This window comes from Halobacillus sp. A1-3, assembly GCF_050971765.1.
Lineage (GTDB): Bacteria > Bacillota > Bacilli > Bacillales > Halobacillaceae > Halobacillus > Halobacillus mangrovi_B.
On sequence record NZ_JBPCEO010000004.1, the window covers coordinates 380,694 to 402,877 of the forward strand.

Annotated in this window: 25 protein-coding genes and 1 riboswitch; of the genes, 2 read left to right on the plus strand and 23 right to left on the minus strand. The window is 39.8% G+C overall.

Features of this window, described 5'->3' with window-relative positions; translation table 11 throughout:
- Window positions 1-14: 14 nt before the first annotated feature.
- Genes ACRYKC_RS09785 through ACRYKC_RS09795 form a run of 3 tightly spaced genes read right to left on the minus strand, consistent with a single transcriptional unit; the run spans window position 15 to window position 3,193 of the window.
- Window positions 15-611, minus strand: a complete 597-nt coding sequence (locus ACRYKC_RS09785; protein ID WP_433806538.1) for a CPBP family intramembrane glutamic endopeptidase — start codon at window positions 609-611, stop codon at window positions 15-17.
- Window positions 589-2,136 (minus strand): RecQ family ATP-dependent DNA helicase, encoded by a 1,548-nt coding sequence (locus ACRYKC_RS09790; protein WP_433806539.1) that lies wholly within the window; start codon window positions 2,134-2,136, stop codon window positions 589-591. The genes ACRYKC_RS09785 and ACRYKC_RS09790 overlap by 23 nt, the downstream gene beginning before the upstream one ends.
- Entirely contained in the window at window positions 2,123-3,193 is a 1,071-nt protein-coding gene (locus tag ACRYKC_RS09795) for a YpbB family protein (RefSeq protein WP_433806540.1), read from the minus strand. Before ACRYKC_RS09795 ends, ACRYKC_RS09790 begins: the two co-directional genes overlap by 14 nt.
- A 140-nt stretch (window positions 3,194-3,333) precedes the next feature.
- On the opposite strand from ACRYKC_RS09795, the gene ACRYKC_RS09800 reads away from it, so the two are divergent.
- The gene (locus tag ACRYKC_RS09800) at window positions 3,334-3,582 is read left to right on the plus strand and encodes a ferredoxin (protein WP_433806541.1); all 249 of its coding nucleotides are present in this window, start codon (window positions 3,334-3,336) and stop codon (window positions 3,580-3,582) included.
- Between the two features lie 37 nt (window positions 3,583-3,619).
- On the opposite strand, the gene ACRYKC_RS09805 is transcribed toward ACRYKC_RS09800, so the two are convergent.
- From ACRYKC_RS09805 to ACRYKC_RS09880, 16 genes are all read right to left on the minus strand, one after another.
- Window positions 3,620-4,072 carry a helix-turn-helix transcriptional regulator gene (locus ACRYKC_RS09805; protein WP_433806542.1) on the minus strand — a complete coding sequence of 151 codons (453 nt, stop codon included), beginning with the start codon at window positions 4,070-4,072 and terminating at the stop codon, window positions 3,620-3,622.
- A gap of 321 nt (window positions 4,073-4,393) precedes the next feature.
- Window positions 4,394-5,596 carry a hypothetical protein gene (locus ACRYKC_RS09810; RefSeq protein WP_433806543.1) on the minus strand — a complete coding sequence of 401 codons (1,203 nt, stop codon included), beginning with the start codon at window positions 5,594-5,596 and terminating at the stop codon, window positions 4,394-4,396.
- On the minus strand, window positions 5,586-6,125 hold the full coding sequence (sigX, locus tag ACRYKC_RS09815) for an RNA polymerase sigma factor SigX (RefSeq protein WP_433806544.1): 540 nt from the start codon (window positions 6,123-6,125) through the stop codon (window positions 5,586-5,588). Before sigX ends, ACRYKC_RS09810 begins: the two co-directional genes overlap by 11 nt.
- Window positions 6,126-6,423: 298 nt before the next feature.
- Entirely contained in the window at window positions 6,424-6,942 is a 519-nt protein-coding gene (locus ACRYKC_RS09820; protein WP_433806545.1) for an ECF transporter S component, read from the minus strand.
- A 4-nt stretch (window positions 6,943-6,946) separates the two neighbouring features.
- Window positions 6,947-7,357: a DUF4430 domain-containing protein gene (locus tag ACRYKC_RS09825; protein WP_433806546.1), complete on the minus strand. Its 411-nt coding sequence runs from the start codon at window positions 7,355-7,357 to the stop codon at window positions 6,947-6,949.
- A gap of 195 nt (window positions 7,358-7,552) precedes the next feature.
- A riboswitch (cobalamin riboswitch) is annotated at window positions 7,553-7,732 on the minus strand.
- Between the two features lie 41 nt (window positions 7,733-7,773).
- Entirely contained in the window at window positions 7,774-9,555 is a 1,782-nt protein-coding gene (locus ACRYKC_RS09830) for an ATP-binding protein (protein WP_433806547.1), read from the minus strand.
- Window positions 9,555-10,271, minus strand: a complete 717-nt coding sequence (locus tag ACRYKC_RS09835) for a response regulator transcription factor (protein ID WP_433806548.1) — start codon at window positions 10,269-10,271, stop codon at window positions 9,555-9,557. Before ACRYKC_RS09835 ends, ACRYKC_RS09830 begins: the two co-directional genes overlap by 1 nt.
- 90 nt (window positions 10,272-10,361) lie before the next feature.
- A complete protein-coding gene (ccsB, locus tag ACRYKC_RS09840; protein ID WP_433806549.1) occupies window positions 10,362-11,546 on the minus strand; it encodes a c-type cytochrome biogenesis protein CcsB in 1,185 nt (394 codons plus the stop codon).
- On the minus strand, window positions 11,521-13,200 hold the full coding sequence (gene resB / locus ACRYKC_RS09845; protein WP_433806550.1) for a cytochrome c biogenesis protein ResB: 1,680 nt from the start codon (window positions 13,198-13,200) through the stop codon (window positions 11,521-11,523). The genes ccsB and resB overlap by 26 nt, the downstream gene beginning before the upstream one ends.
- 28 nt (window positions 13,201-13,228) lie before the next feature.
- Window positions 13,229-13,783 (minus strand): thiol-disulfide oxidoreductase ResA, encoded by a 555-nt coding sequence (gene resA, locus ACRYKC_RS09850; protein WP_433806551.1) that lies wholly within the window; start codon window positions 13,781-13,783, stop codon window positions 13,229-13,231.
- A gap of 53 nt (window positions 13,784-13,836) precedes the next feature.
- Window positions 13,837-14,565 carry a pseudouridine synthase gene (locus tag ACRYKC_RS09855; protein WP_433806552.1) on the minus strand — a complete coding sequence of 243 codons (729 nt, stop codon included), beginning with the start codon at window positions 14,563-14,565 and terminating at the stop codon, window positions 13,837-13,839.
- Window positions 14,566-14,722: 157 nt separating this feature from the next.
- Window positions 14,723-15,238 (minus strand): spore maturation protein, encoded by a 516-nt coding sequence (locus tag ACRYKC_RS09860; protein WP_433806553.1) that lies wholly within the window; start codon window positions 15,236-15,238, stop codon window positions 14,723-14,725.
- Window positions 15,235-15,825, minus strand: a complete 591-nt coding sequence (locus tag ACRYKC_RS09865) for a nucleoside recognition domain-containing protein (RefSeq protein WP_433806554.1) — start codon at window positions 15,823-15,825, stop codon at window positions 15,235-15,237. The genes ACRYKC_RS09860 and ACRYKC_RS09865 overlap by 4 nt, the downstream gene beginning before the upstream one ends.
- The gene (locus tag ACRYKC_RS09870) at window positions 15,819-16,883 is read right to left on the minus strand and encodes a D-alanyl-D-alanine carboxypeptidase family protein (protein WP_433806555.1); all 1,065 of its coding nucleotides are present in this window, start codon (window positions 16,881-16,883) and stop codon (window positions 15,819-15,821) included. Before ACRYKC_RS09870 ends, ACRYKC_RS09865 begins: the two co-directional genes overlap by 7 nt.
- Window positions 16,884-17,282: 399 nt before the next feature.
- Window positions 17,283-17,879 carry an SMC-Scp complex subunit ScpB gene (gene scpB, locus ACRYKC_RS09875; protein ID WP_433806556.1) on the minus strand — a complete coding sequence of 199 codons (597 nt, stop codon included), beginning with the start codon at window positions 17,877-17,879 and terminating at the stop codon, window positions 17,283-17,285.
- A complete protein-coding gene (locus ACRYKC_RS09880) occupies window positions 17,870-18,622 on the minus strand; it encodes a segregation/condensation protein A (protein ID WP_433806557.1) in 753 nt (250 codons plus the stop codon). The genes scpB and ACRYKC_RS09880 overlap by 10 nt, the downstream gene beginning before the upstream one ends.
- Window positions 18,623-18,762: 140 nt before the next feature.
- Between ACRYKC_RS09880 and ACRYKC_RS09885 the strand changes: the two genes are divergently transcribed.
- Entirely contained in the window at window positions 18,763-19,233 is a 471-nt protein-coding gene (locus ACRYKC_RS09885; RefSeq protein WP_433806558.1) for a DUF309 domain-containing protein, read from the plus strand.
- Between the two features lie 46 nt (window positions 19,234-19,279).
- Here ACRYKC_RS09885 and ACRYKC_RS09890 read toward each other — a convergent pair whose 3' ends face one another.
- The 4 genes from ACRYKC_RS09890 to lysA form a co-directional block, all read right to left on the minus strand.
- Entirely contained in the window at window positions 19,280-19,645 is a 366-nt protein-coding gene (locus tag ACRYKC_RS09890) for a GNAT family N-acetyltransferase (protein ID WP_433806559.1), read from the minus strand.
- 258 nt (window positions 19,646-19,903) lie between these two features.
- The gene (locus ACRYKC_RS09895) at window positions 19,904-20,347 is read right to left on the minus strand and encodes a site-2 protease family protein (RefSeq protein WP_433806560.1); all 444 of its coding nucleotides are present in this window, start codon (window positions 20,345-20,347) and stop codon (window positions 19,904-19,906) included.
- Window positions 20,348-20,370: 23 nt separating this feature from the next.
- Window positions 20,371-20,802 carry a peptidylprolyl isomerase gene (locus tag ACRYKC_RS09900; protein WP_433806561.1) on the minus strand — a complete coding sequence of 144 codons (432 nt, stop codon included), beginning with the start codon at window positions 20,800-20,802 and terminating at the stop codon, window positions 20,371-20,373.
- Complete coding sequence (gene lysA / locus ACRYKC_RS09905) at window positions 20,783-22,114, minus strand: diaminopimelate decarboxylase (protein ID WP_433806562.1); 1,332 nt, start codon at window positions 22,112-22,114, stop codon at window positions 20,783-20,785. Before lysA ends, ACRYKC_RS09900 begins: the two co-directional genes overlap by 20 nt.
- Window positions 22,115-22,184: the final 70 nt, after the last annotated feature.

The window sequence follows — 22,184 nt, forward strand, 5'->3', positions numbered from 1 at the left end:
GTTACTTAGAATGGTTAAACTTGTTCTCTACTCCCCCATTTTCCCATTCGAATCCAAACGGCTAGTACAAAATCTATAAGGAAATGAGCCGTAATTGTTACGACAAGGCTTCCTGTCTGTTCATACATATATCCTATAAAAAAGCTTACAAATAGGACAGAAACTAAGAGAACAATTTTATCCAAATAACGGATGTGCATGACAGCAAACAGAACACTCGCGATGATGTAACCGAACTCTGTATGAACCACTCCTCTAAAAAGCACTTCTTCACTGAAAGCAATCAGTAGAGTGAGCCCTACAATGGATAAATAGGAACGATTCCGAAATACCTTTATATTAATTCCGCCATCATCGTAAAATCGTCTTGGTAAACTATACAATAAAGTGAAATCTATCAGAAGAACAATCAGGGCTGGCAATAGACCAAACCAGATCAGTTCTGACCTGGTGAACTGAAACAGAACCATCCAATCTCGGAAGGAATCAAATAAAAAAAAGCTCCCTATGCCTGCTAAGGATAGAATAATTAGTTGAGTCAGAATAAGCTGAATGGTCAATTCGCGATCACTCATCTGTTGAATAAGATCAGCTTGTTTCTTTCGATTCATGAACTTCCTCCTGACTAAAAACCATCCTTAACCGATCCTCCCATGTTTGTCCCATTCTCTTAGCTTTACTCTCTTTGAAATGCAGCTTTGAGACTTCAAAACCACAACCATCACAGCATGGTACATAAGGCTCGCGTACTTCTTCCTGAAAAGATTGATATAAGTGGTGCCGGCGACATTCTGACTGATGAACCCAATGTAAAATTTCTGTAAGCTTATTCTGTTTATACGTCCATCGTTCATTTAAGAATTGTAGCAGCTTTTGTAGAATATTCTCGTCATTTGGGTCCTTTAAAATGGAATTTCCATCTAATACTTGGTAACGCTCAAGCTGATGATGAATAAAGTTCCACTGAGATTCAGAAATCTCTAATTCTATTAATAGCTCGTCCACATTAGGCAATACACTTTTGTCTCTCCTGTAAGACTGGATTCGTTTAAGCACACGTTTCACATCCTGTTGTTCAGGCAGCTCGTTCTGAATTAACATTTGAGGTAGATAATGATCCTTAGGGGTAAATAAAACCAGACTAGCACAAGGCTTACCATCTCTGCCTGCTCTTCCTACTTCTTGGATAAATGATTCCAACTGAGGAGGCAAGTGAAAATGAATGACAATTCGAATATCTGACTTGTCAACGCCCATACCAAAAGCGCTTGTACAGCAAATGATGTCCAGTTGATTATTCATAAATTGCTGCTGAACAAGCATTCGGTCCGTCTGATCCATTCCGCCGTGGTAAAAAGCCACACGCTGATCTAATCGATCCTTCAGTCGGAGAGAAACCTTTTCGGCCCATTGACGGCTTGAGAAGTAAATCATTGTAGGTGCTTGGTTTTTTGAAAGTACGTGAATAATCCTTTCAATCTTATCATCAGGACCACTATATTGTTCTACAGCAAAACTGATATTTTGTTTGTCCATTGGATATATATGTTTCTGCATATCATTACGGTCTAGTTTCTCCATAATATCCTGTTGTACTGCTGGAGTTGCGGTTGCACTAAGGGCCAAAACTGTTGGATTGCCCAGCTCTTTGATGGCTTGATCGAGCTTTAAATAATCCGTCCTGAACTCATGACCCCACTGGGAGATACAATGGGCTTCATCCACTACTAGCAAATCGACTTTTATTTGGGTTAGCTGCTGCTTTACCCGATGATTTTGCAACATCTCAGGAGAAAGGTAGATAAGGGAATAATCGCTCAATTGATTCAAAGTCTTTCGCCTTTCGTTATGGTCCATGAAACTGTTAAGAGCTGTTACAGACCTGAACCCTCTCGCTTTTAATTGTTTCACTTGGTCAATCATCAAAGATATGAGCGGTGAAACAACAAGGGTCACTCCTGATTGCAAAAGTGCCGGCAACTGATAACACAGGGATTTCCCCGTACCTGTAGGCAATATCCCCAGTACATCTCTCCCTTTCAGTAAATCTTCGATGATATCCTTCTGTCCTTCTCTGAATTCTTTAAATCCAAAATGTTTATATAATTGTTGAGATAAAGGTTCAAGCATCTGCATATAGCGTTCCTTCCTCAGTAGATATTTGATCTTTAGCTAAAGCTAATCGTAGCTGAAAGTAAGTGAATTGTCCTTGGAGTTTTTCATGGATTAATTTCAACCGCTGTGTGTCCAATTCTTTTGCAGTGCGAATGATTTTATGAAGTTCCTGCTCACTAAGAAAAGAATCGATAGGGAAATAGGGCACTACTAAAGCTGCTTCTACAATATGATCCTGGATCGTGCTTTTTTTCAGCCTTCTTTTCATAACGATTTCTTCGATAGACCAACCTTTCTCAATATAAGCATAGGTTCGCTTCGCAGAAACTGTAATTAAACTGGACTCTTTCAATCCCTTTGCACATAGAGAAAGGACAGGGTAAGTTCTATTCGATTGATTGGCCTGGAAGAAAAGATAGTAAAACACGTGATTGATGTATAAATCTACGTCAGCTAAAGAAACGTCGTGCTTGTCTTTTAACTGCTCACGTGTAAGACCGATGACTCCTGCTCCTGTCAGCCTATAGGTGAACAATTCAGCTTCTATTGCAGGCCTTTCTTTTAAAAGAGTATAAATCTCATTATATAAAGTGTTCACAATCCGTTTTAAATCATGGTGATGGTGATACCTCTGGTAAACTTTTTTCACCCAATACTGTGCTTTCATCTCTTCCACAATAGGGATAAATGTACGGTTTCCTTTCAGCATATTGGTAAAGGTCTGAATTAAAAGAAACATTCTTCGTTCAAACTCCGCAACTCTCTTGTGATCCATCATTCCATTAAAATAGAGTGTTTCTTTATATTCTGTGAGATACTGTTGACCTTTTGAAGTTAATAATGAATAGATATCCTCTTTTATTATCAACCACTCTTTTTCTTCTAACCTTTGGAAAGAACGCTCAAGCTGCTCTCGATCTAAAGATTTGTAAATTCCAAAATATGAATCCAGTTTATAAACTCGCGCATCCTGTAAAGTTTGCGCTGATTTCTTTCCAGTCAACAAATTAAATATTCCAGAGATGGTCCGCTCTCCCTTAAATCGATGAACACAGTCCAAAATAACTTTGTTAAACAAAAACTCACCTCCTATCATCACTTCCCAAACCGCTTCATGTTGAAAAGTATTAGACAGAGTTTTACAATATCTATGTATCTTTTTTTATCTGTGATCTTTTATCACTTCATGAGGTGAAACACAAAGGAGGTTCATGACTCATGGCTAAATTTACAATGGTTGACCAGGATACCTGCATCGCTTGTGGCGCTTGTGGAGCAGCAGCACCTGATATATATGATTACGATGATGAAGGGATAGCCTATTCCATTCTTGATCAGAATAAAGGAAATTACGAAGTACCTGATATATTGGAGGAAGACATGGAAGACGCATTCGAAGGTTGCCCGACTGATTCAATAAAAGTAGCTGACAAGCCGTTTGAGGGAGACCCACTTAAACATGAATAGAAAAAGTGATCCCCTTCCATTAGCGTGGAGGGGATATTTATTTTTTTGATAATTCTTCAAAGCGATTACTTGCCTCCATTTGGTCAAAACTGGAAAACCATCTTTGATAATCACGATCAAGAATCCTGTAATGCTGGCTGATTACATTCTGCTGCAAAATGTAATCTTCACTTTCAGCGATAAGGTTCCACCACACTTTCCCACCCATCGTCCTACCTACAGGCCCATCTAATTGGTAGTGGGCCATAGTTTCAACGATTTCAAGTGGAGCGTCACCTAGTACACCTTTTAAGACTTCACTTTGCTGAAAGAGAGCACAAACTGCCACCACTGTTGTCCATCCAGCCATTGTCCTCTCTTTTTCAATTTGGACAAGAGTCTTTTTAGATAATCCTAGCACTTCTGCCATGCGATTTTGAGTATAACCATATTCCACACGGATCAACTTCATTTTTTGCGATACTTGTTCTCTTAATTGCTCTTTATCCATCAGTTATCGTCCCCTTTACTACGTCCCTTTCATTTTAACATGAGATACTCGAACATCCTATAAAAGAACAAAAGCTCGACGCGTCTGACTTAACCATTTAATGTATGTTCAATTATGTTCGGCAAGTTCTGAACTACCGTTGAATTGACCCTCGTCCTGAAAGATTGAATGAATCGCTTATTATCAACAAACTCGATTAACTTATGAATTTAATTGACTGTACGCTAGAGTTGGTTGCGGCCGCGTTTCACTTCAAAGTACATACACCAATCATTTTAAAATGTTATAGACATAAAGAATCCCCTACTGAGAGGGGAGTCTTTACTCGCTTATAATGATCAAATTGATTCTTTCTGGTACTTCAATAGGCTCGTCAAGATCGTAACCCAAAAATCCTTCGGGCTTGATTCCATCAAACTGAACACTCTCATAACCAAACTGCTTAGCCGTCATCAGAATAGCCTCTATCACAGTGGTTACTTCTTTCTCATTCGACCACTCTTCATGAGAAATCTCAACGATTAATTCTCCTTCACGTTCTGAAATCGAAGAGAATTTCACATGAGCAGGAACAGGTGATGATACAAACTTAAGATTTTTCTCTTGTTTCATTTCTATTAAAGCTTCTGAAATAGTACGACCCTCATCAAGTTTTATTGGCACTAGAAATTCAGTGGAACTATCCGGAACTTTGTAGGTTTGATAGTAGTACTCTCCATTGTTTATTGGGTTAAGCTCATCCATCTTTCCGTAGGGTCCCAGTTGAACAGCTTTACCACTGCTAGTCTCAAGCTTAATGGTCTCTACACCATAGGGTTCCACCTTCCAACGAATGCTCTCTGACAACATATGAGCCCATGTACTGCCATTCATTGAAAAGTCATCAGGGAACGTTACATTTGCTCTCTTCTCTTGAACATCAATGTCTATTTGAACTTCCTTTAGCAAACTCTCTGATAATCCATATTCATTAGGTACAAAGGCTTGGTTACCTTCTTCGTTCTCATCTTTATAAACTTTTGTAAATGGAATAACTACTTGAGCATTTTTTCCTGGCAGCACCTCTTTAACCATATTTCTTTCGGTTTGCTTAGCAACTTCAGCTTGCTTATCGAGGGAAGTTTGATTGTCCTCTTGAGTAGAGGAAGTAGATTCCTCAGAATCTTTCTCTGTTTTTGCTCCTTCTGTACTCGGTTGATTACCCTCAGGATTCACACTTTCATTAGGTACTTCTGCGCTTTCCATAGTTCGATTTGATTCTGAAGCAGGTTCATCACTAGTAGATTGTTCCATTTGACTGGAGTTCATCAAATTTAATAAAACAGGGATAACGACAGCTAATAATAAGATAACCGCTGCAGTCGCTAAGCTTGGGATAACCCAAGGTGCCATCTTTCTATTTGTTTTTTGTACCTCAGGATAGATTTTACGATACAACTCTTGTTTGCTTTGATGGTCTTCAACAGGAGGCAGCTTCCTGAGCATGTTTTCTAATTCTTCATCTGTATGATGTTTACGCTTCACGCTGCACTCCCCCTTCACTTTCTTTATCTAATATTTCTCTCAACGCTTTCATCCCGCGATGTTGAGTCGTCTTCACTTTACTTTCGCTCCAATCCAATATTGCGGCTGTTTCTTGGATAGACATCCCTTGAATAAAGCGAAGTATAATGACACTCCGCTGGTCAACTGTACATTGATCTAACGCTTGATATACCGCCTTCAATTCTTCATTTTGAATGGCTACTTCCTCTGGCAAGGTATCTGTATCTTGAATCTTTTCTCCTTTTTCGCTCCAATCAAAAAAATCCATGATTCGATTCCGCTTTCTTTTCTGCTTCCTAAAATAGTCAATCGTTACATGGCGTGCAATGGAAAACAACCACGTTTTTTCACTGCTTCTTCCATCAAAGGATTGGTAAGATTTGATAACTTTGATATAAACATCCTGGACAAGGTCTTCAGCTAAATCACGATCCTTTACCATGTAAATAATAAATTGAAATAGATCTTTATGATACTTGTCATAAAGATCATCAAAAAACCTTTTCACTACAGGTACCTCCTGGTTATAGAAATAGTCGTATATGTATGTAAAAAGTTACATCTTTATCTTAATATGCCTTCATAAAAAAAGAAATAGAAATTGGACAGTGTTAAAAACCTGGAATAATAAAGACAAATGCAGGAGTACACCAGGGTATCTTTAAGGTAACTAAAACCAACAAAGAAAAAAGCCTAAGGAATCCTCAGGCTTTAGGTCGTAATTTACTATTTGATTGGAGTATAGGCTAATTTACGAAATATTGATGGATCCGTTACTAAGAATGGGATTAATCCCCAACATAAGATTAGGGGCGTGGCGTGTCTTGTAGTCCATTTCTCTTCTCGTATTTTTTAAACAATTTTGCAAGGATTGGAGAAAGAGCTAAAATAAATACAGCATTAGCAACCGCATGATTCAAATCAAAAGGTAAGCCTGCCAGGTAATACGCCCAAAAAGGCTGTCCAATCGTTCGCATCGTTAAAGAAATGACGAGTCCGAAAAATAACCCGCTAAATACCCCGTAAGCGGTTAGAACCCACAAAGGTAATCGAGGCCAAAATCTACCCAGCAAACCAGCAATAAGTCCAATTACTGTCCAAGCAGTAATTTGCCATATGGTCCACACGCCCATCCCTAAGAGCATATTAGAAACTGTTGTAGTGAGTAACGCCATAATCACCCCAGCTAATGGACCAAGCCAAAACGAAGTTAAAATAATGATGGCAGTAACCGGCTGAATATTAGGTAAACTTGCTAGCGCAATTCTTCCGGCAATTGCCAAAGCTGCTAACATCGCTATAAGAGTAATTTTATAAGTATTCATTTAATCATTCCCACGAATGATAGTCAAAGACAATTTCGTCTCCTTGTTCCACTTCATATTCATTTGCACCTACCATGGCTTCCTCTCCGTTTATCGTAAACATCCAGGCCATTTTTTCTTCTTGATTGCCCTCGATTCCCTCGATGCTGTTAATGAAGCCATCACTTTCTTCTACCTCAAAATTATCTTTCATCACTTCCATCAATGTCGTACCTTTCTCAACAGAAATCTCTTGATCAGCGAGCACTTCTTCGCCATTGTTTTTAGAAATTTCCACCTTTAAAGTAACTTCCTGTTTCTCCTCTTGCTGACTTGCATTTGCCTCTTCTGTTTTCTCAGTCTGCTGCGACCCGCATCCACTTATTACCCCGATGGCAAGTAGAGCAGCAACTAAAAATACATAAATCTTTTTCATCTTCAATCCCCCTATCTTTTCTTTTGATATAATGGTTTCATCACTTTTAAGAAAGGGCATAAAGACAACACAAGGCTATGTAACTATCAAAAAAGCTTGTCCTTTGTTAAAAGGACAAGCTTAAGACAAACCAGAAAGGTTATTATTTATTACATAGGACCAATCGGTTGTCTCAAACGCTCAATCCCCGAAGCTTTGAAACATAAGATTTTGGCAGGTCTACTGACTTGTGTTTCTACCTACTGAGGATCCTTCCCATGCGTCATGCACAGTGGAATTTCCCTTTCGTCATCACTTACAGTTGCGAGGACAGTTCTGGCTTTTAACCAGATTCCCTTTTAAGCCTTCTCAGGCACCCAAAATCTTTCGTATGAAGTTCATTTATAACATTACATGATATTTAAAAAATAAGCAATCTAATATTCTGTCAACTCAAGATTTTTCGGTATTCTAAAGGTGAAAGTAGTTCCCTCTTCTAACTTACTGTGAACACTGATTGTCCCATGGTGAGCTTCTACAATATTCTTAGCAATCGCAAGACCAAGCCCTGTGCCTTTTTTCTGTTTCGAACTTTCTCGTTTTCTAGACTTGTCTGCTTTATAAAAACGCTCAAAAACAAAAGGAAGATCTTCTTCGGCAATACCTTGTCCAGAATCATGAACAGAGGCTATCCAGTCACCATTAATATGGTCTACTGCGACATCTACTTTTCCTCCAGGTTGGGTATGCCTTATTGCGTTATCAATTAGATTTGTAAACACCTGTTCGATTCGGTCGGAATCGAAAGGAAGTCTTTCAAACTCCTGATCAACCCTCATCGTTAAATCTACGTCTCGTTCGTCTGCAATTCCTTGGAATTTACGAATGATTTTATTCATATACGGATGGATATCTACAGACTCAATATAGAGCTGAATATGTCCTGCCTCCATTCTAGCAAGATCAAGAAGCTCATTAACCAATCGTCCAATTCTCAATGATTCTTCATGGATAATCTGTGCGAGCTCATTTTTATCTTCTTTACTTTCGGCAATGTCATCTACAATTGCTTCACTATATCCTTGAAGCATAGAAATGGGAGTTCTCAGCTCATGAGATACATTTGCAATGAAATCTTTTCGTAATTTATTCAATCGACGTTCTTCCGTCATATCTCTCAGTACCGCCACGGCACCGCGTACGGTTGCTTTATCATAAAGCGGTGTCATAATGATCACCCATGAACGTCCTTGGAGAGTGACTTCCGTCATCGATTCTTCCTCATTGGTAATTACCTTTTTAAACAAAGCTTTTAACGGTTCTGGAAGAGTTTGGGCATCACTAATATCTTCCTTATGCTCAAATGCATAAGCATCTAGGTACTGTGTGGCAGGAGGATTGGTAACTAGTATCTCTCCTGTTCGGTTAATCGTAATAACTCCATCGGCCATTGAGCGTAAGATTCCTGACAACTGCTCTTTCTCTTGGTTCAACGCATTGATATGATATTTCAACTGCCTTCCCATCCGATTGAAAGCCATAGCGAGCTCACCAATCTCATCATGGGTCAATATTGGTACTTTATTATTAAATTCACCTTTAGCAAGTTCCAGAGCTCCCTCACGCATTTTGATTAAAGGTGAAGTTATCCGTGTCGAAAGGAAAAAGGCAAAAATTGTAGTTAAAACAATGGCAATTCCCGCCCCAAGGAATATAATTTTTGTTGTTTGTTCAGAAGTTTCTTCAATCGTATCAAGAGACTGATAAACAAACACGGCCCCTTCTCCATTCGATAGAGGTGTACCCACGACCATGACGCCCGTTTCAGAGGTCTCCAGGTCAGCAACTTTTTTCACTTCATTTCCTTTATTAATTACGCTGGATAATTCTTGATCAGAAGCAAACCATTCGTAACCTAATTCAGGTAACCCATCGGTTTCACTATCAGCTATAAGAATATCTCTTTCATTCCAAGCGATCACAGCACGGCTAGCAGAATCCTTTACCAGGTTAGTGGTAGAAAGCATTAACTCTCTGTCATCATATCTTTCTTCAACATCAGAAATCTTGTTAGCCGTCTGCAGCAAATGACGCTCAGCTTCAAGGATGTGATAGTTCTGAAAGAATTCCAAAAGTAATATCGTAAGTATAAATAGAACAAAACAAACGAGCAGTAAAATAGTAAACCATAATTTACCTACAACACTTCGCCAAAACATCAGTCACCATTAACCTCAAATTTATATCCAATCCCCCACACTGTTACAATCATTCCTGCAGCGTTTGCCGAAACTTTACTAAGTTTCTCTCGAAGTCTTTTCACATGAGTATCTACTGTTCTTAGATCTCCGAAAAATTCGTACTGCCACACTTCCTTCAACAGCTGTTCCCTGTCAAAAACTTTGTCTGGGTATTGAGCCATGTAGTTTAAAAGCTCGTATTCTTTAGGAGTTAATGCGACCTCCACTCCGTCTGCTGTCACCCGATGGGCATCGTTATCAATCGTCATATGAGGAAAGATAAGTACATTTCTTGAAGAGGTATCCGTTTGTAAGAACCTTGTCGTCGATGCTCTTCTAAGCAATGCTTTTACCCTTAAAACCACTTCTCTTGGACTGAACGGTTTTACAATGTAGTCATCTGTACCGACTTCAAATCCTTGAACCCGATTCGCTTCTTCTCCCTTTGCAGTAAGCATAATTACGGGTGTCGCTTTTTTCTCACGAAGCTCTTTACAAACTTCGATTCCGTCTTTACCTGGAAGCATTAAATCAAGCAGAATCACATCGTAATCATTCTGTATAGCTTTCATTAAAGCTTCTTCCCCGTCTTCTGCTTCATCGATTTCATAATTTTCTCTTTCCATATACATTTTAATAAGTCGTCTAATACGTTCTTCATCGTCTACAACTAATATCTTTCCTTCTTTTGCCATACTACTACCTCCACCAATGCATGTTGTATTTCCATAATATACACAAATGGCAGGCTGGGTAAAGTTACCCTTCCTGCCTTTTGCTTCTCATTAAGCGTAAGAATGCAGTCCTGAGATGACTAGATTAACTGCGATCAAATTGAACATAATAATTCCGAAGCCACCTACAGCGAGCCATGCTGATCGCATTCCTTGCCACCCTCTAGATAACCTAAGGTGCAAGTAAGCAGCATAAAAGAAAAATGTAATGAGAGCCCATACTTCTTTAGGATCCCATCCCCAGAAGCGATCCCAAGCCTGCTGAGCCCAAATCGAAGCAAATATTATAGCTCCGAGCGTGAAAACAGGAAAGCCAATTGCTACAGAACGATAGGAAACCTCATCTACTAACTCAGGATTCACTTTTCTAAGAAGCGGCTGAATCGCTGCAGCTACACGTTTTCTCAAAATCACTCTTGTTAGTCCATACAGGACTAGGCCGCCTAGCAACGACCAGATGAATGTGTTGAGCTTTTTGGAAGCTTCCTCTCCTCTCATCCATTCTGGAGCAGAGAACAACGGCGCCATACCGTCTTCAGAGACAAGCTCGCCATCAAAAGGACCTGCTATGGCTGGTACTTCATAAGTAATTTCGACTTGCTGATCATTTACAGGGGCTTTAAACGTTTCTTCGTACCCTGCTGCGCTAAATCCAGTAGTCACTAAGATAAATGCTATGGTTGAGGCAAGAACATAAATGACGAATTCAAGCCAAGATGTATGTTTCGACTTTTTCGTTTGATCTACTTGGCGGATAAGGAAAATCATTCCGGCTACAAAACTAACTGACAATATTCCTTGGCCAAGAGAGGCTGTAGTTACATGAATATAAAGCCAGTGGGATTGTAGTGACGGCACTAAAGGTGATATCTCAGTCGGGAACATACTCGCAAAAGCAATAATTAACAGAGCTATCGGTAAAGCGAACAAACCTAGCAAATCTACACGATAAATGAAATACAGAACGATAAAGGCGAATACTAGCATCATTCCGAAAAACGTTGTATATTCGAATAAATTACTAACAGGTGCGTGCTGACTAGCTATCCATCTTGTAATAAAATAGCCCAGCTGAGTAAAAAACCCAATGATTGTTAACGTAATTCCAATATTACCAGCGACTTTGCTTTTTCCTTTCTTCTTATCACGGATCGTCCCTCCAAAAAAGAACGTCGCTATTAGATAGATAAAAAAAGCCGCGTACAGCAAATTACTGCTGATTGTACTTAAGTCCATGTTCTTCCTCCTCGCTTACGCTGACTTGCTCATCTTTCATTTCATACTGGTCAATAGGTTCTTTGATATTAGTTCCTTCAACCACTTTTCCTATGTCACGTCTTAACGCAAACCAGTTTTTGTTTGTATGTCCCGCAATCCAAACGCCATCCTCTTTAGGCTGAAGCCAAATACGACGGTGATTCCAATACATTCCCTGGATAACTCCGATCATGAAAATCGCTCCACCCAAAGCAATAATCCAGAGTGTATGATCTTTCTTAACCGTCAACCCTGTCACATCACGGACATCAAAATTAACTAAACCTAACTTATATTCATTATCCCCACTTGCATCAACGTTCGCGCCAATTCCAAGGAAGCTCGTTTCAGGTTCAGATTCACCTGGTGGATACACATTAAAGACAAAGGCAGGGTTTTTAGGATACTTAGAAATAGATACTGGCCGCCCATCTTCCATTTCATATTCCGGATAATAATCTTCAATCACAACACGATGGCCACTCTCTAGTTCGTATTCAGATTTAGGATTTGTTAAGTCTACGGTAAACTCTCCGTAGTTTGTATCCTCATTCTCTTTGTCATGGAGTTTGAATGTCATTTCTTCAAACTCATTCAACTGGTAACTTGCTTGATACAAAGCAAAGTCATCGAATTTGATCGGATGGTTCATTATTGCAGAAGCTTCTTTCACTTTCTCAAGTTCAGGTTCTTTACCTGGTACCACTTCATCCGTACGTTTATAAATGACTGCATCGGTCTGGAAGTTTTTTGGTACGGGTGCGCCGTTGTTTTGGATAGCTTCCTTAAAACGTTCGTCACTCTCATCATAAGTCTCTAAAATAAAGTCATTGTTTTTCATGTAGTATTGACCATCTGTTCCAGGAATCATAACCGTCTCGCCTTCTCGGACCCAGACATGCTCATCAATATAAAATGCTGGGACAAACCGCATAAGGGATCCAATTAAAAAGATGATTAAACCGATATGGTTAACGTAAGGACCCCATCTTGAAAATCGATTTTTCTCAGCGAGTATGTGTCCATTATCTTCAGAAATATTGTAATGACGCCTCTTTAAATTCTTTTTAAATAAATCGATATCGACTTGGTTGGATAATGTTTCGCCGAAAACACGTTGTTTTTTCATAAAGAGCTCATGACGTTTCGGTTTTTGCTTTTTGAGTGTTTTGTAAAGCGGGAAAAACCTATCAATACTAGCAACAACAATTGAAATTCCAATCATAGCTAATAACAGCATATACCACCATGAACTGAAGGTATTATGCAAGCCTAATTGATAATAGATTTGGCCAAAAAGACCATACTGATCCCTGTAATGAGTTGAAGCATCAACATTCGGTGGTATGTACATTTCTTGTGGGAGAATTGTACCGATGGCAGATGCAATCAAGGTAAGGACGATAAGTGTTACCCCTACTTTAACTGATGAAAAGAAATTCCAGATCTTATCTACATACGTTCGATTGTAGGTTTGAGATCGTCGGGCGCTTCCGTCGTACCTCATATTGAGAAGTTTATTTCCTTCATTCCCATCGATGTGCTGATTCTTCTCTACCGGTTTACCACATGATTCACAGAGCACTGTTCCCTCCGGATTCACATGACCGCATTCACATGTAATCTCCTTCATAATAAAACCTCACAATTTCAAGTAGACTCTACTCCTCTGGTGTTATTTGTTGCAGATAGCCTTCAAGTTTACCTAAAGTAAGCGGGCCAGTGACTTGCTCTACTATTTCACCATCAGCGTTGATGAATAGTGTTGTAGGAATAGGACCGATATTGTAAAGATCCATAACTTGTCCACCTTTATCTTGCAGCACAGGGAACGTCAAGTCATAACGATCAACGAACCGTTTGACAACAAGTTCCGTAGTATCGAGATTCACTGCAAGAATTTCTACCCCTTTTTCTTTATACTTCGGATAAAGCTCTTCCATATAAGGCATTTCATCTTTACAAGGACCACAGTATGTAGCCCAAAAATTCAACATAACACCTTTTCCTTCTAAGTCTTTCAGTTCGATAGTTTCGCCTTCAGATCCAAATTTCTCAAGCTGAAAATTTGGCGCTTTTTCTCCTTTGGCGATAACAGCATTATCATCTTTCAAAGTTGACACGATGGCAAAAACGAGTAGCCCAACCATCACCGCAAGCAATGAAGTACGAAAAATTAAGCGCTTTCTCTTTTTCTTCAAAGTTGACTCTTTCATATCTTTCACTCCCAAGTCATTATAACATTGATTGGAAACAGTAAATTTGAACTTTATTTAACATTTTCCTCAGCCATTTGACGAAGCTGTTTAACTTCAAATGGTTTAAGTGGGCGATAGTCCCCCGCATTCAATCCTTTCAATTCCAGGGAACCGTATCTTTCACGCTTCAATTTATCAACAGGATACCCTAATGCATCAAACATTCTTCTTACTTGGCGATTTTTTCCTTCATGAAGGATAATCTGTACGATGGCGGTATTTTTCTTTCCATCCGTAGACATGATTTTAGCATGCACAGCCTTTAAATATTCACCGTCTACAGTCAACCCTTTTTTCAATTGTTGAAGCTGCTCTTTTGTCGGAATGCCTTTGGTCTTTGCAATATAGACTTTGTCCACTTCATGCTTTGGATGCATGAGCAAGTTTGCAAATTCGCCGTCATTCGTTAAAAGAATCAAACCAGAGGTATCGTAATCTAAGCGTCCGATTGGAAAGATACGCTGTTCTACTTCCGGCAGGAAATCTGTAACCACTTTTCTTCCTTTATCATCGCTAACACTTGAAATAACTCCCCGCGGCTTGTAAAGCAAATAATATACAGGCTGTTCCTTATCAATAGGTACACCTTCTACTTCAACATCATCATTACTGCTGACTTTCGTACCCAATTCTGTTACCGTTTTTCCGTTAACCTTTACTTTTCCGTCAACAATTAATTTCTCTGCTTTCCTTCGTGATGCCACGCCTGCGTGAGCGATCACCTTCTGAAGTCGTTCCATGTTTGCCATGGGACCGTCACCAACCTTCTATGAGTTACTTGCAATTATTAATTATGGATAATATAACAGCAAGCCCCGCTGATAACTCCCAGCGCGGCTCCTCAGCTCATTTACATTATACACATTCCTGAAAGATTTGAACAAAAAAACCACCCTATTAATGAAATAGGATGATTACAATAATAACCGATGCTATTATACCAGCTAAATCCGCAAGTAGTCCAACCTTTAAAGCGTCTCCCATTCGTTTAATTCCAACTGCTCCAAAATAGACCGTGATTATATAAAGCGTAGTGTCGGTACTTCCCTGCATAACTGAAGCAAGCTGTCCAATAAATGAATCAGGGCCATGCGTTTTAATCAGCTCCGTCGTCACACTCAAAGCAGCTGTACCGGATATCGGTCGTATGAGTGCTAAAGGAAGAATATCAGCAGGAACGCCAATGGCAGTCATAAAAGGCTGGAAGAATGAAAGGATGGCACCCATGGCACCTGAAGCCTGAAATATTGCGATAGAAACCATCATACCTAATAAGAATGGAAGAAGAGATATAGCAATTTGGATCCCTTCTTTACTACCCTCTACAAATACTTCATAAGAAGGGACCCTTTTTACTGTGGCTGCAATCAAGATAGTCACAATAATCCCAGGAATAAGCCAAATACTGATCATATCTTTAACGTCCTCTTACGCTTATAATAGAAAAGCCGGTCGATCATTAACGCAGCTATAGTAGAGATGATTGTGGCCATAATGGTTGCCCCTACAATACTGGTCGGATCGACTGACCCGTATTTCATGCGTATAGCTATGACTGTCGTAGGGATCAATGTGAGTGAAGAGGTATTGATAGCAAGAAATGTGATCATGGAACGACTTGCCTCTTCTGTTCCTGATAATCTCTTTAATTCCTTCATCGCTTTCAACCCCATTGGCGTAGCCGCGTTACCTAGACCGAACATGTTGGCTGTCATATTTGACAGAATGTATCCTAAGGCAGGATCATCATCAGGGATATCAGGAAAGATCCTTTTAACGATGGGACGGAACAGCTTAGCTAACCCTTCTAACAACCCGGCTGCTTCGGCTATTTTCATCAGTCCAAGCCAAAAAACGAGTACACCCGTTAGACTCAGTGTAATCATAACTGCTTCGTCTAAGGTCGAGAATATAGCTTTGTTCACTTCCTCCATCGTCCCATTGAATGCTGCAAAAACTATTCCCGTTACTGCTAAAAGAGCCCATATGAGGTTTACCATGGAGCCACCCCCATGAGTCTGCTCATAAACCCCTTCAACTCTGAGAAGAATGGTTTAATTGGCCGCTCTTTCCATACTGGTGTTTCTAACAAAGGAGTAGTCCCTATCGAGTACTTTGTTATTCCTACGATATTTCCATCCTCTCCTATTAGAGGATACCGATAGAAGCTTGCTTTCAAGGATTCTTTTTCATTAACGGTCAGTGGGAAATAGACATCTCTTGGAAAATAGTAAGTTTGTCCATTTGCTTCAATGACTCCTTCACTTTGTAACTTGACCGTTTCGAAATTTTTGAACCCCCACTCGTACATGTTTATGTGATCATTCCAATCGTCAGGGGCATTCAAGGTAACAGCGATCAGTTCAAGTCCGTCCTTTTCAGCACTGGAAACCAATGTTCTACCTGCCCGTTTAGTAAACCCTGTTTTCCCTCCGTTCGTCGGCTCGTAATACTTAGTCAACAATTTATTTTTATTCATCCAAGCATAGTCTCTATTTTCAGATAAAAACTTTTCACTTCCAGTGACTTCACGGAATGTTTCATTCTTCATCGCATAGGCCATCAGCAACCCCAGATCATAGGCACTTGAGTAATGAGTTTCCCCATCAAGACCATGGGGATTCTCAAAATGGCTATCATTCATCCCAAGCCAAAGTGCTTTTTCATTCATCATTTGAGTGAAGCCCTCCACACTTCCCCCCACATGTTCCGCTATAGCAACAGCAGAATCATTTCCAGAACGAAGCATCAATCCATAGACGAGATCTTTGAGCAGAATTTTTTCATTTTCAGTTAAATAAATTGAAGAACCTTCTGTATGAATGGCCCGGCTGCTAACTTTTACTTTTTCATCCAGTTTTCCAGATTCTATAGCAATAATAGCAGTCATGATTTTAGTAGTGCTGGCAATTAAAGACGATTCATAAGCGTCTTTTTCAAACAACACTCTTCCTGAGTCTGCATCCATCAATACGGCATGCTCTGCAGACACAGCTATATTAGGGTTCGCATGTACCTTTTCGGTCATGAACACCATAAACATCAAAGGAAAGATCATGATTAAGCAAAGACACTTTCTCAAAAGGGCTTCCTCCCTATTCTCGTCATTTGCTTAACTCTATGCAAAGAAGTACAAGCTTATGATTAATTAGAAATGTGGAAGCATCTTGGGAGACACGACAATAAAAGGACAAAACCTGTAGTGAAGCGTTCTTTCTTCACGAAAGGGATTGACTTATGACTCGAGTGGCTAGGTGCTGGAACTGAACATCAACAGAAGTGTGAAAGTGCCTTGCTCAGTCGCGACAAGCATAAGACAAACAACGAAGTGGGCGGTTTATTGCCATATACTTGATTGACTTATGATCTCGAGAGACTAGGCACTGGAACCGGATATCAAGAAATGTGGAAGTGACTCATTCAAAAAAGGAAAGAGTGCCTATTAAGACACTCTTTCCTAGTCTTCATCCGTATTCAGGTCTGGTTCAGTAAATTTCTCGAAGAAAAGATCGGCCTCCCCCTCCACATCTTCTTGTTCTTTCAATTCAGAAAGTGGGGGTAGCTCTTCAATAGAAGTTAAACCGAAATAAATTAAAAATTCTTTCGTTGTTCCGAAGAGAACAGGGCGCCCGATTGCTTCTTTACGTCCTCTTTCTTCAATCAGACCTCTGTTGACTAAAGTTTGTACAGCGCGATCACTCTTCACTCCTCTTAAGTCGTCAATCTCAATACGTGTGATAGGCTGTTGATAAGCAACGATCGCCAGCGTTTCGAGAGCAGCCTGGGACAAACGGGTGGAACCTGTAGAATCGATCATCTTTTTATAATAGGAGGCATGCTCAGGTTTTGTAGTCAAATGGAGTGTACCTTGTGAATTCATAATGGTAATACCGCGCCTTTTTTCTTTATATTCTAGCGACATTTCTTCAACGATTGAGAGAAGTTGCCTATGCTCTACATCGAGCAATTTGCTTAATTTACGTGTCGTCATGCCCTCTTCACCAGAAGCAAACAACATCCCCTCGATAACTGCTTTACATTCCTCTAACTCCATGGTGCATCCTCCATCTTAAACACTATTAAATCATCAAAATGTTTTTGCTGTACACATGTAATTTCATTACTTTTCATCAATTCCAAAAGTGCCATAAAAGTAACAACAATGTGCGGCCGCGTTTTCTTCTCAAACAAATCGTAAAAGGAAGTTCCTTCTTTCTTTAAATCCACTTGATTCAGGATCTCTTCCATCCTCATCTGAATAGGAATCTCGTCCTTTTGTATTTTTGTATCCTGAGGCGCGGTGGTTTTAGATCGACTGAGAAGTTTGCCCATCGCTTGAATTATATCGTAAACGGAGGCCTCGCCTGGGTTAATTTCAGGAGGTTCGTTACCCAGCTCGTCCTTATTCATTGGTGGTCGAGTATAAATTCGATTGGCATCCAACTCTTTTTCCTTTAATTGTTCAGCTGCTTGCTTATATTTTCTATACTCAATCAATTTACGCATAAGCTCTTCTCGGGGGTCCTCTTCCATCTCTGCCTCTTCTGCATCATCTATAGTCGGATTTGGCAGTAACATCTGACTTTTCATAGCAAGAAGCGTTGCAGCCATAACAAGATACTCACTCGCCAAATCCAACTCTAATTCTTTCATCGTATGGATATAATGCATGTACTGATCGGTGATTTGAGAAACGGGGATGTCATAAATATCAATCTCGTAGCGATTGATTAAATGTAAAAGAAGGTCTAGAGGACCTTCAAATCCCTCAACTTTCACTTGATAGCTTTTTGTCATTTTATTCTTCCTTTATGATCAATTACCGTCTTTAGTTTATCAAAAATATAGAAATCCGTTAATTATAACTTGATAACTTGTTAAACCGCCTCATAGTTTTTACAATATAAGCAAGAATCAATTGCTTGGAGGCGTCTACATTGTACCCTGTTTTATATATAGAATACTTGGCCCATTTTCACGGTACACGGGATTACTTTGAATGTCACGAAGTATTAGAAGAACATTGGAAAAATGTGGACCCTAAGAACAGGGATTCCGTATGGGTGTTCCTCATTCAATTAGCTGTCTGTATGTATCACTATAGGAGGGATAACAGAAAAGGCGCTAAAATCCTTATCGATCGATGCTTAAAAAGATATTCCACCATTTCTGAAAGTCTTGAAGAGATTGGTCTTGAAAAACAAGAAATCTTTGTCCTTGTTCAAGATATCCGTACTCGTATCATCAATCAGCAGCCTTATAAAAGTATCCTACTGCCAATATGCGATACTAACTTACTAGAAGAGGTCAGACAGACATGTGAAAAGTGGGGAGTCACCTATGGCGGGACAAGCAATCTATCGGATCATTATTTGATAAATAAACACTCTTTGAGAAATCGATCCTAAAAATTAAAAAGTAAAGGAGGTGTCCGCGGACACCTCCTTCTTTATCTTACACTTGAGAGGATGGGCTTTCAGCTTCACATTTTTCATAAAATGATTCTGTTGCCACATCCGCACAAACTTTATATTGATTGCCAAGCTGTTCTTGGATACGCTGTACCATCTTTCTGCCAATGCCCGTGTTACGATGAGACGGATTTACAGACACATGCTGAATGACAGCATCATTCCCTTCAATCCGCACACCAATCGCACCAAGTATATCCTCATCTTTCCACAGGAAAAGATTCCAATTTGGATTGACTTCATACTCTTTAACGATTTCCTGAAGTCCCTTAACATCAGAAACTTCCGGCATGAAAGATAAGAGTCCCATGGCAATCTTTTCGAATGATTTTTTATATCGAATTAACATAGTAACCCCTCATCATTTATGAAAATAATCTTTCTGCCCTGTACGCATGAGCAGGGCCGCTTCACCAACTATTATTTCAGTATGGTTTACTGTACGATTCCAAACCAGTAATAAAAACCCCAAAATAAGCTGAATAGTACCAATACAGTGAATAAGATCCAGTTTTTTTTCTTCATCATTCGTCCCCCTAATGGTGACGGTTTCACACCTAGCTAATAGCATACATAAAAGTATGGAGATGTTCAACCCCGGCTAGCTTTACTTTTTTAAACTTTGGATAAAGCGGAATCCGTCCGATTTTTTTCCTTTTATTTTAAAAGGAAGGATATTCACTATCGCCAGGTATGCGTTAAACAAATAAAATAGCATAACTGGGTTTGTCCTCATCAAGGGAGGTGTGATAAAAAGAAATAAAAAAACGACTGCATTGAGAAGCGGGCCTCCTAGACAGATCAAGGCTTTTTGTCGATCACTAAACGGATCTTCACGCTCATTTATAGAATGAGCACCATGAAACAGGAGGCATCGAATTGAGATTCTTACCCTTCCGATTTTTCCTTTAATTAGCGGAAACCCATATCCTACATTAATGTAGCTCTGTTCCGCTCGAAAAATTAGTGCAGTAAGAACATGGCCAAGTTCATGAATAAAAAGACTAAGGGGTGCCACTGCAAAAATCAACAGTAAAAAAGTGACAAGCATTCGTCTCGTCTTTCAGGTGTTACTTATTCGTCTACTCTGACGCGCTGCATTACATCACCAACACGTACACGATCCACAGTATCTACTCCCTCTACGACTTTACCAAACACGGTGTGTCGGCCGTCTAAGTGAGGCTGCGGGGAATGGCATACGAAGAATTGGCTGCCTCCTGTATCTTTTCCAGCATGAGCCATAGACAACGTACCTCTTTCATGTTTATGGGGATTGCCTTCTGTTTCACATTTGATTGTGTACCCAGGTCCTCCTGTTCCATTCCCTTTAGGACAACCGCCCTGAATTACAAAATCAGGAATAACACGGTGGAAAGTTAGACCATCATAAAATTCGCTGTTTGCTAGTTTTTCGAAGTTCGCTACCGTATTCGGTGCGGCTTCATCGTATAATTCAATCACCATTTTTTCTCCATTTTCAAACTCAATAGTTGCTTGTTTCATCTTCTGTTTCTCCTCTCTGTTGTTCATAGGATAAATCGTGTCTAGTCATCTCCTGGAACGTCTCTCTGCGAACGACCATTTGATGTTGGCCGTTTTCAACAAACACGACGGCTGCTTTCTGGAAACGATTGTAATTATTCGCCATAGCATAACCATACGCTCCTGTGCTGAAAACTGCAAGTAAATCTTGGTGTTCTACTTTAGGAAGTTCCACATCCCATATTAGCATATCTCCAGATTCACAACACTTACCAGCAACGGAATATTTCTTTTCTTTTTGATGATTCATTTTATCTGCCAATACTGCTTCATATTTGGCTTGATACAGAGCTGGACGAATATTGTCTGTCATTCCTCCATCCACTGAGACGTAAGTTCTTACCCCAGGTATTTCCTTGATCGATCCTACCGTGTACAATGTGACTCCCGCTTCACCTACAATTGCTCTTCCAGGCTCGATCCAAATTTCAGGAAGTGGATAATTGGATTGTTCTGAGAGGTCCTTTACCTCTTTAATCAAGGCATGTGCATACTGGTCAAGGTCTAAAGGTGCGTCTTCTTTTGTGTATTGGATTCCAAAGCCTCCTCCAAGGTTTACCACTTCAGCTGTGAAATCAAAGCGGTCACGCCAATCCTCTAGAGTTGAAAACAGTTTTCTTGTAGCCATCTCAAACCCGCTTGTTTCAAAAATTTGAGAACCGATATGACAATGAAGACCTTTCATTTTAATCTTAGGATGATCGAGAACTTTAAGAAAAGCTTCCTCAGCTTGTCCGCTGGATAAATCAAATCCAAACTTCGAATCTTCTTGCCCTGTCAAGATATAGTCATGGGTATGGGCTTCGATTCCAGGAGTTACTCTTAATAGCACATCTATCTCACTATTTCTCTCTTCGAGAATAGCACCTAACAGCTCAATTTCATAAAAGTTGTCGATGACAATACAACCTATATTGTGCTTAACGGCCATTTCCAGTTCCGAAATACTCTTATTGTTGCCATGCATATGAATCTTTTCCACAGGGAATCCTGCTTCAAGGGCTGTATGTAGTTCCCCCTGGGATACAACATCAAGGCTAAGACCTTCCTGACGAGCTACTTGAAGCATGGCTATAGAGGAGAACGCTTTACTAGCATAAGCAACTTGTGCAGGAACATTTTGTTTTTTAAATGTTTCTATAAACGCCCGTGCATTCGTACGGATTTGGTCAACATCATATACATACAAGGGTGTACCGTAGTGATCAGCTAAGCTTCTTGCTGAAACGCCACCAATCATAAGGTGTCCACCTTCATTCACATCATAATTCATCCGATCACCACCATCTATTTATGTCTGAAGAAAAAGAAAATGCTCCTTAAGATAAGGAACATTTGTATTA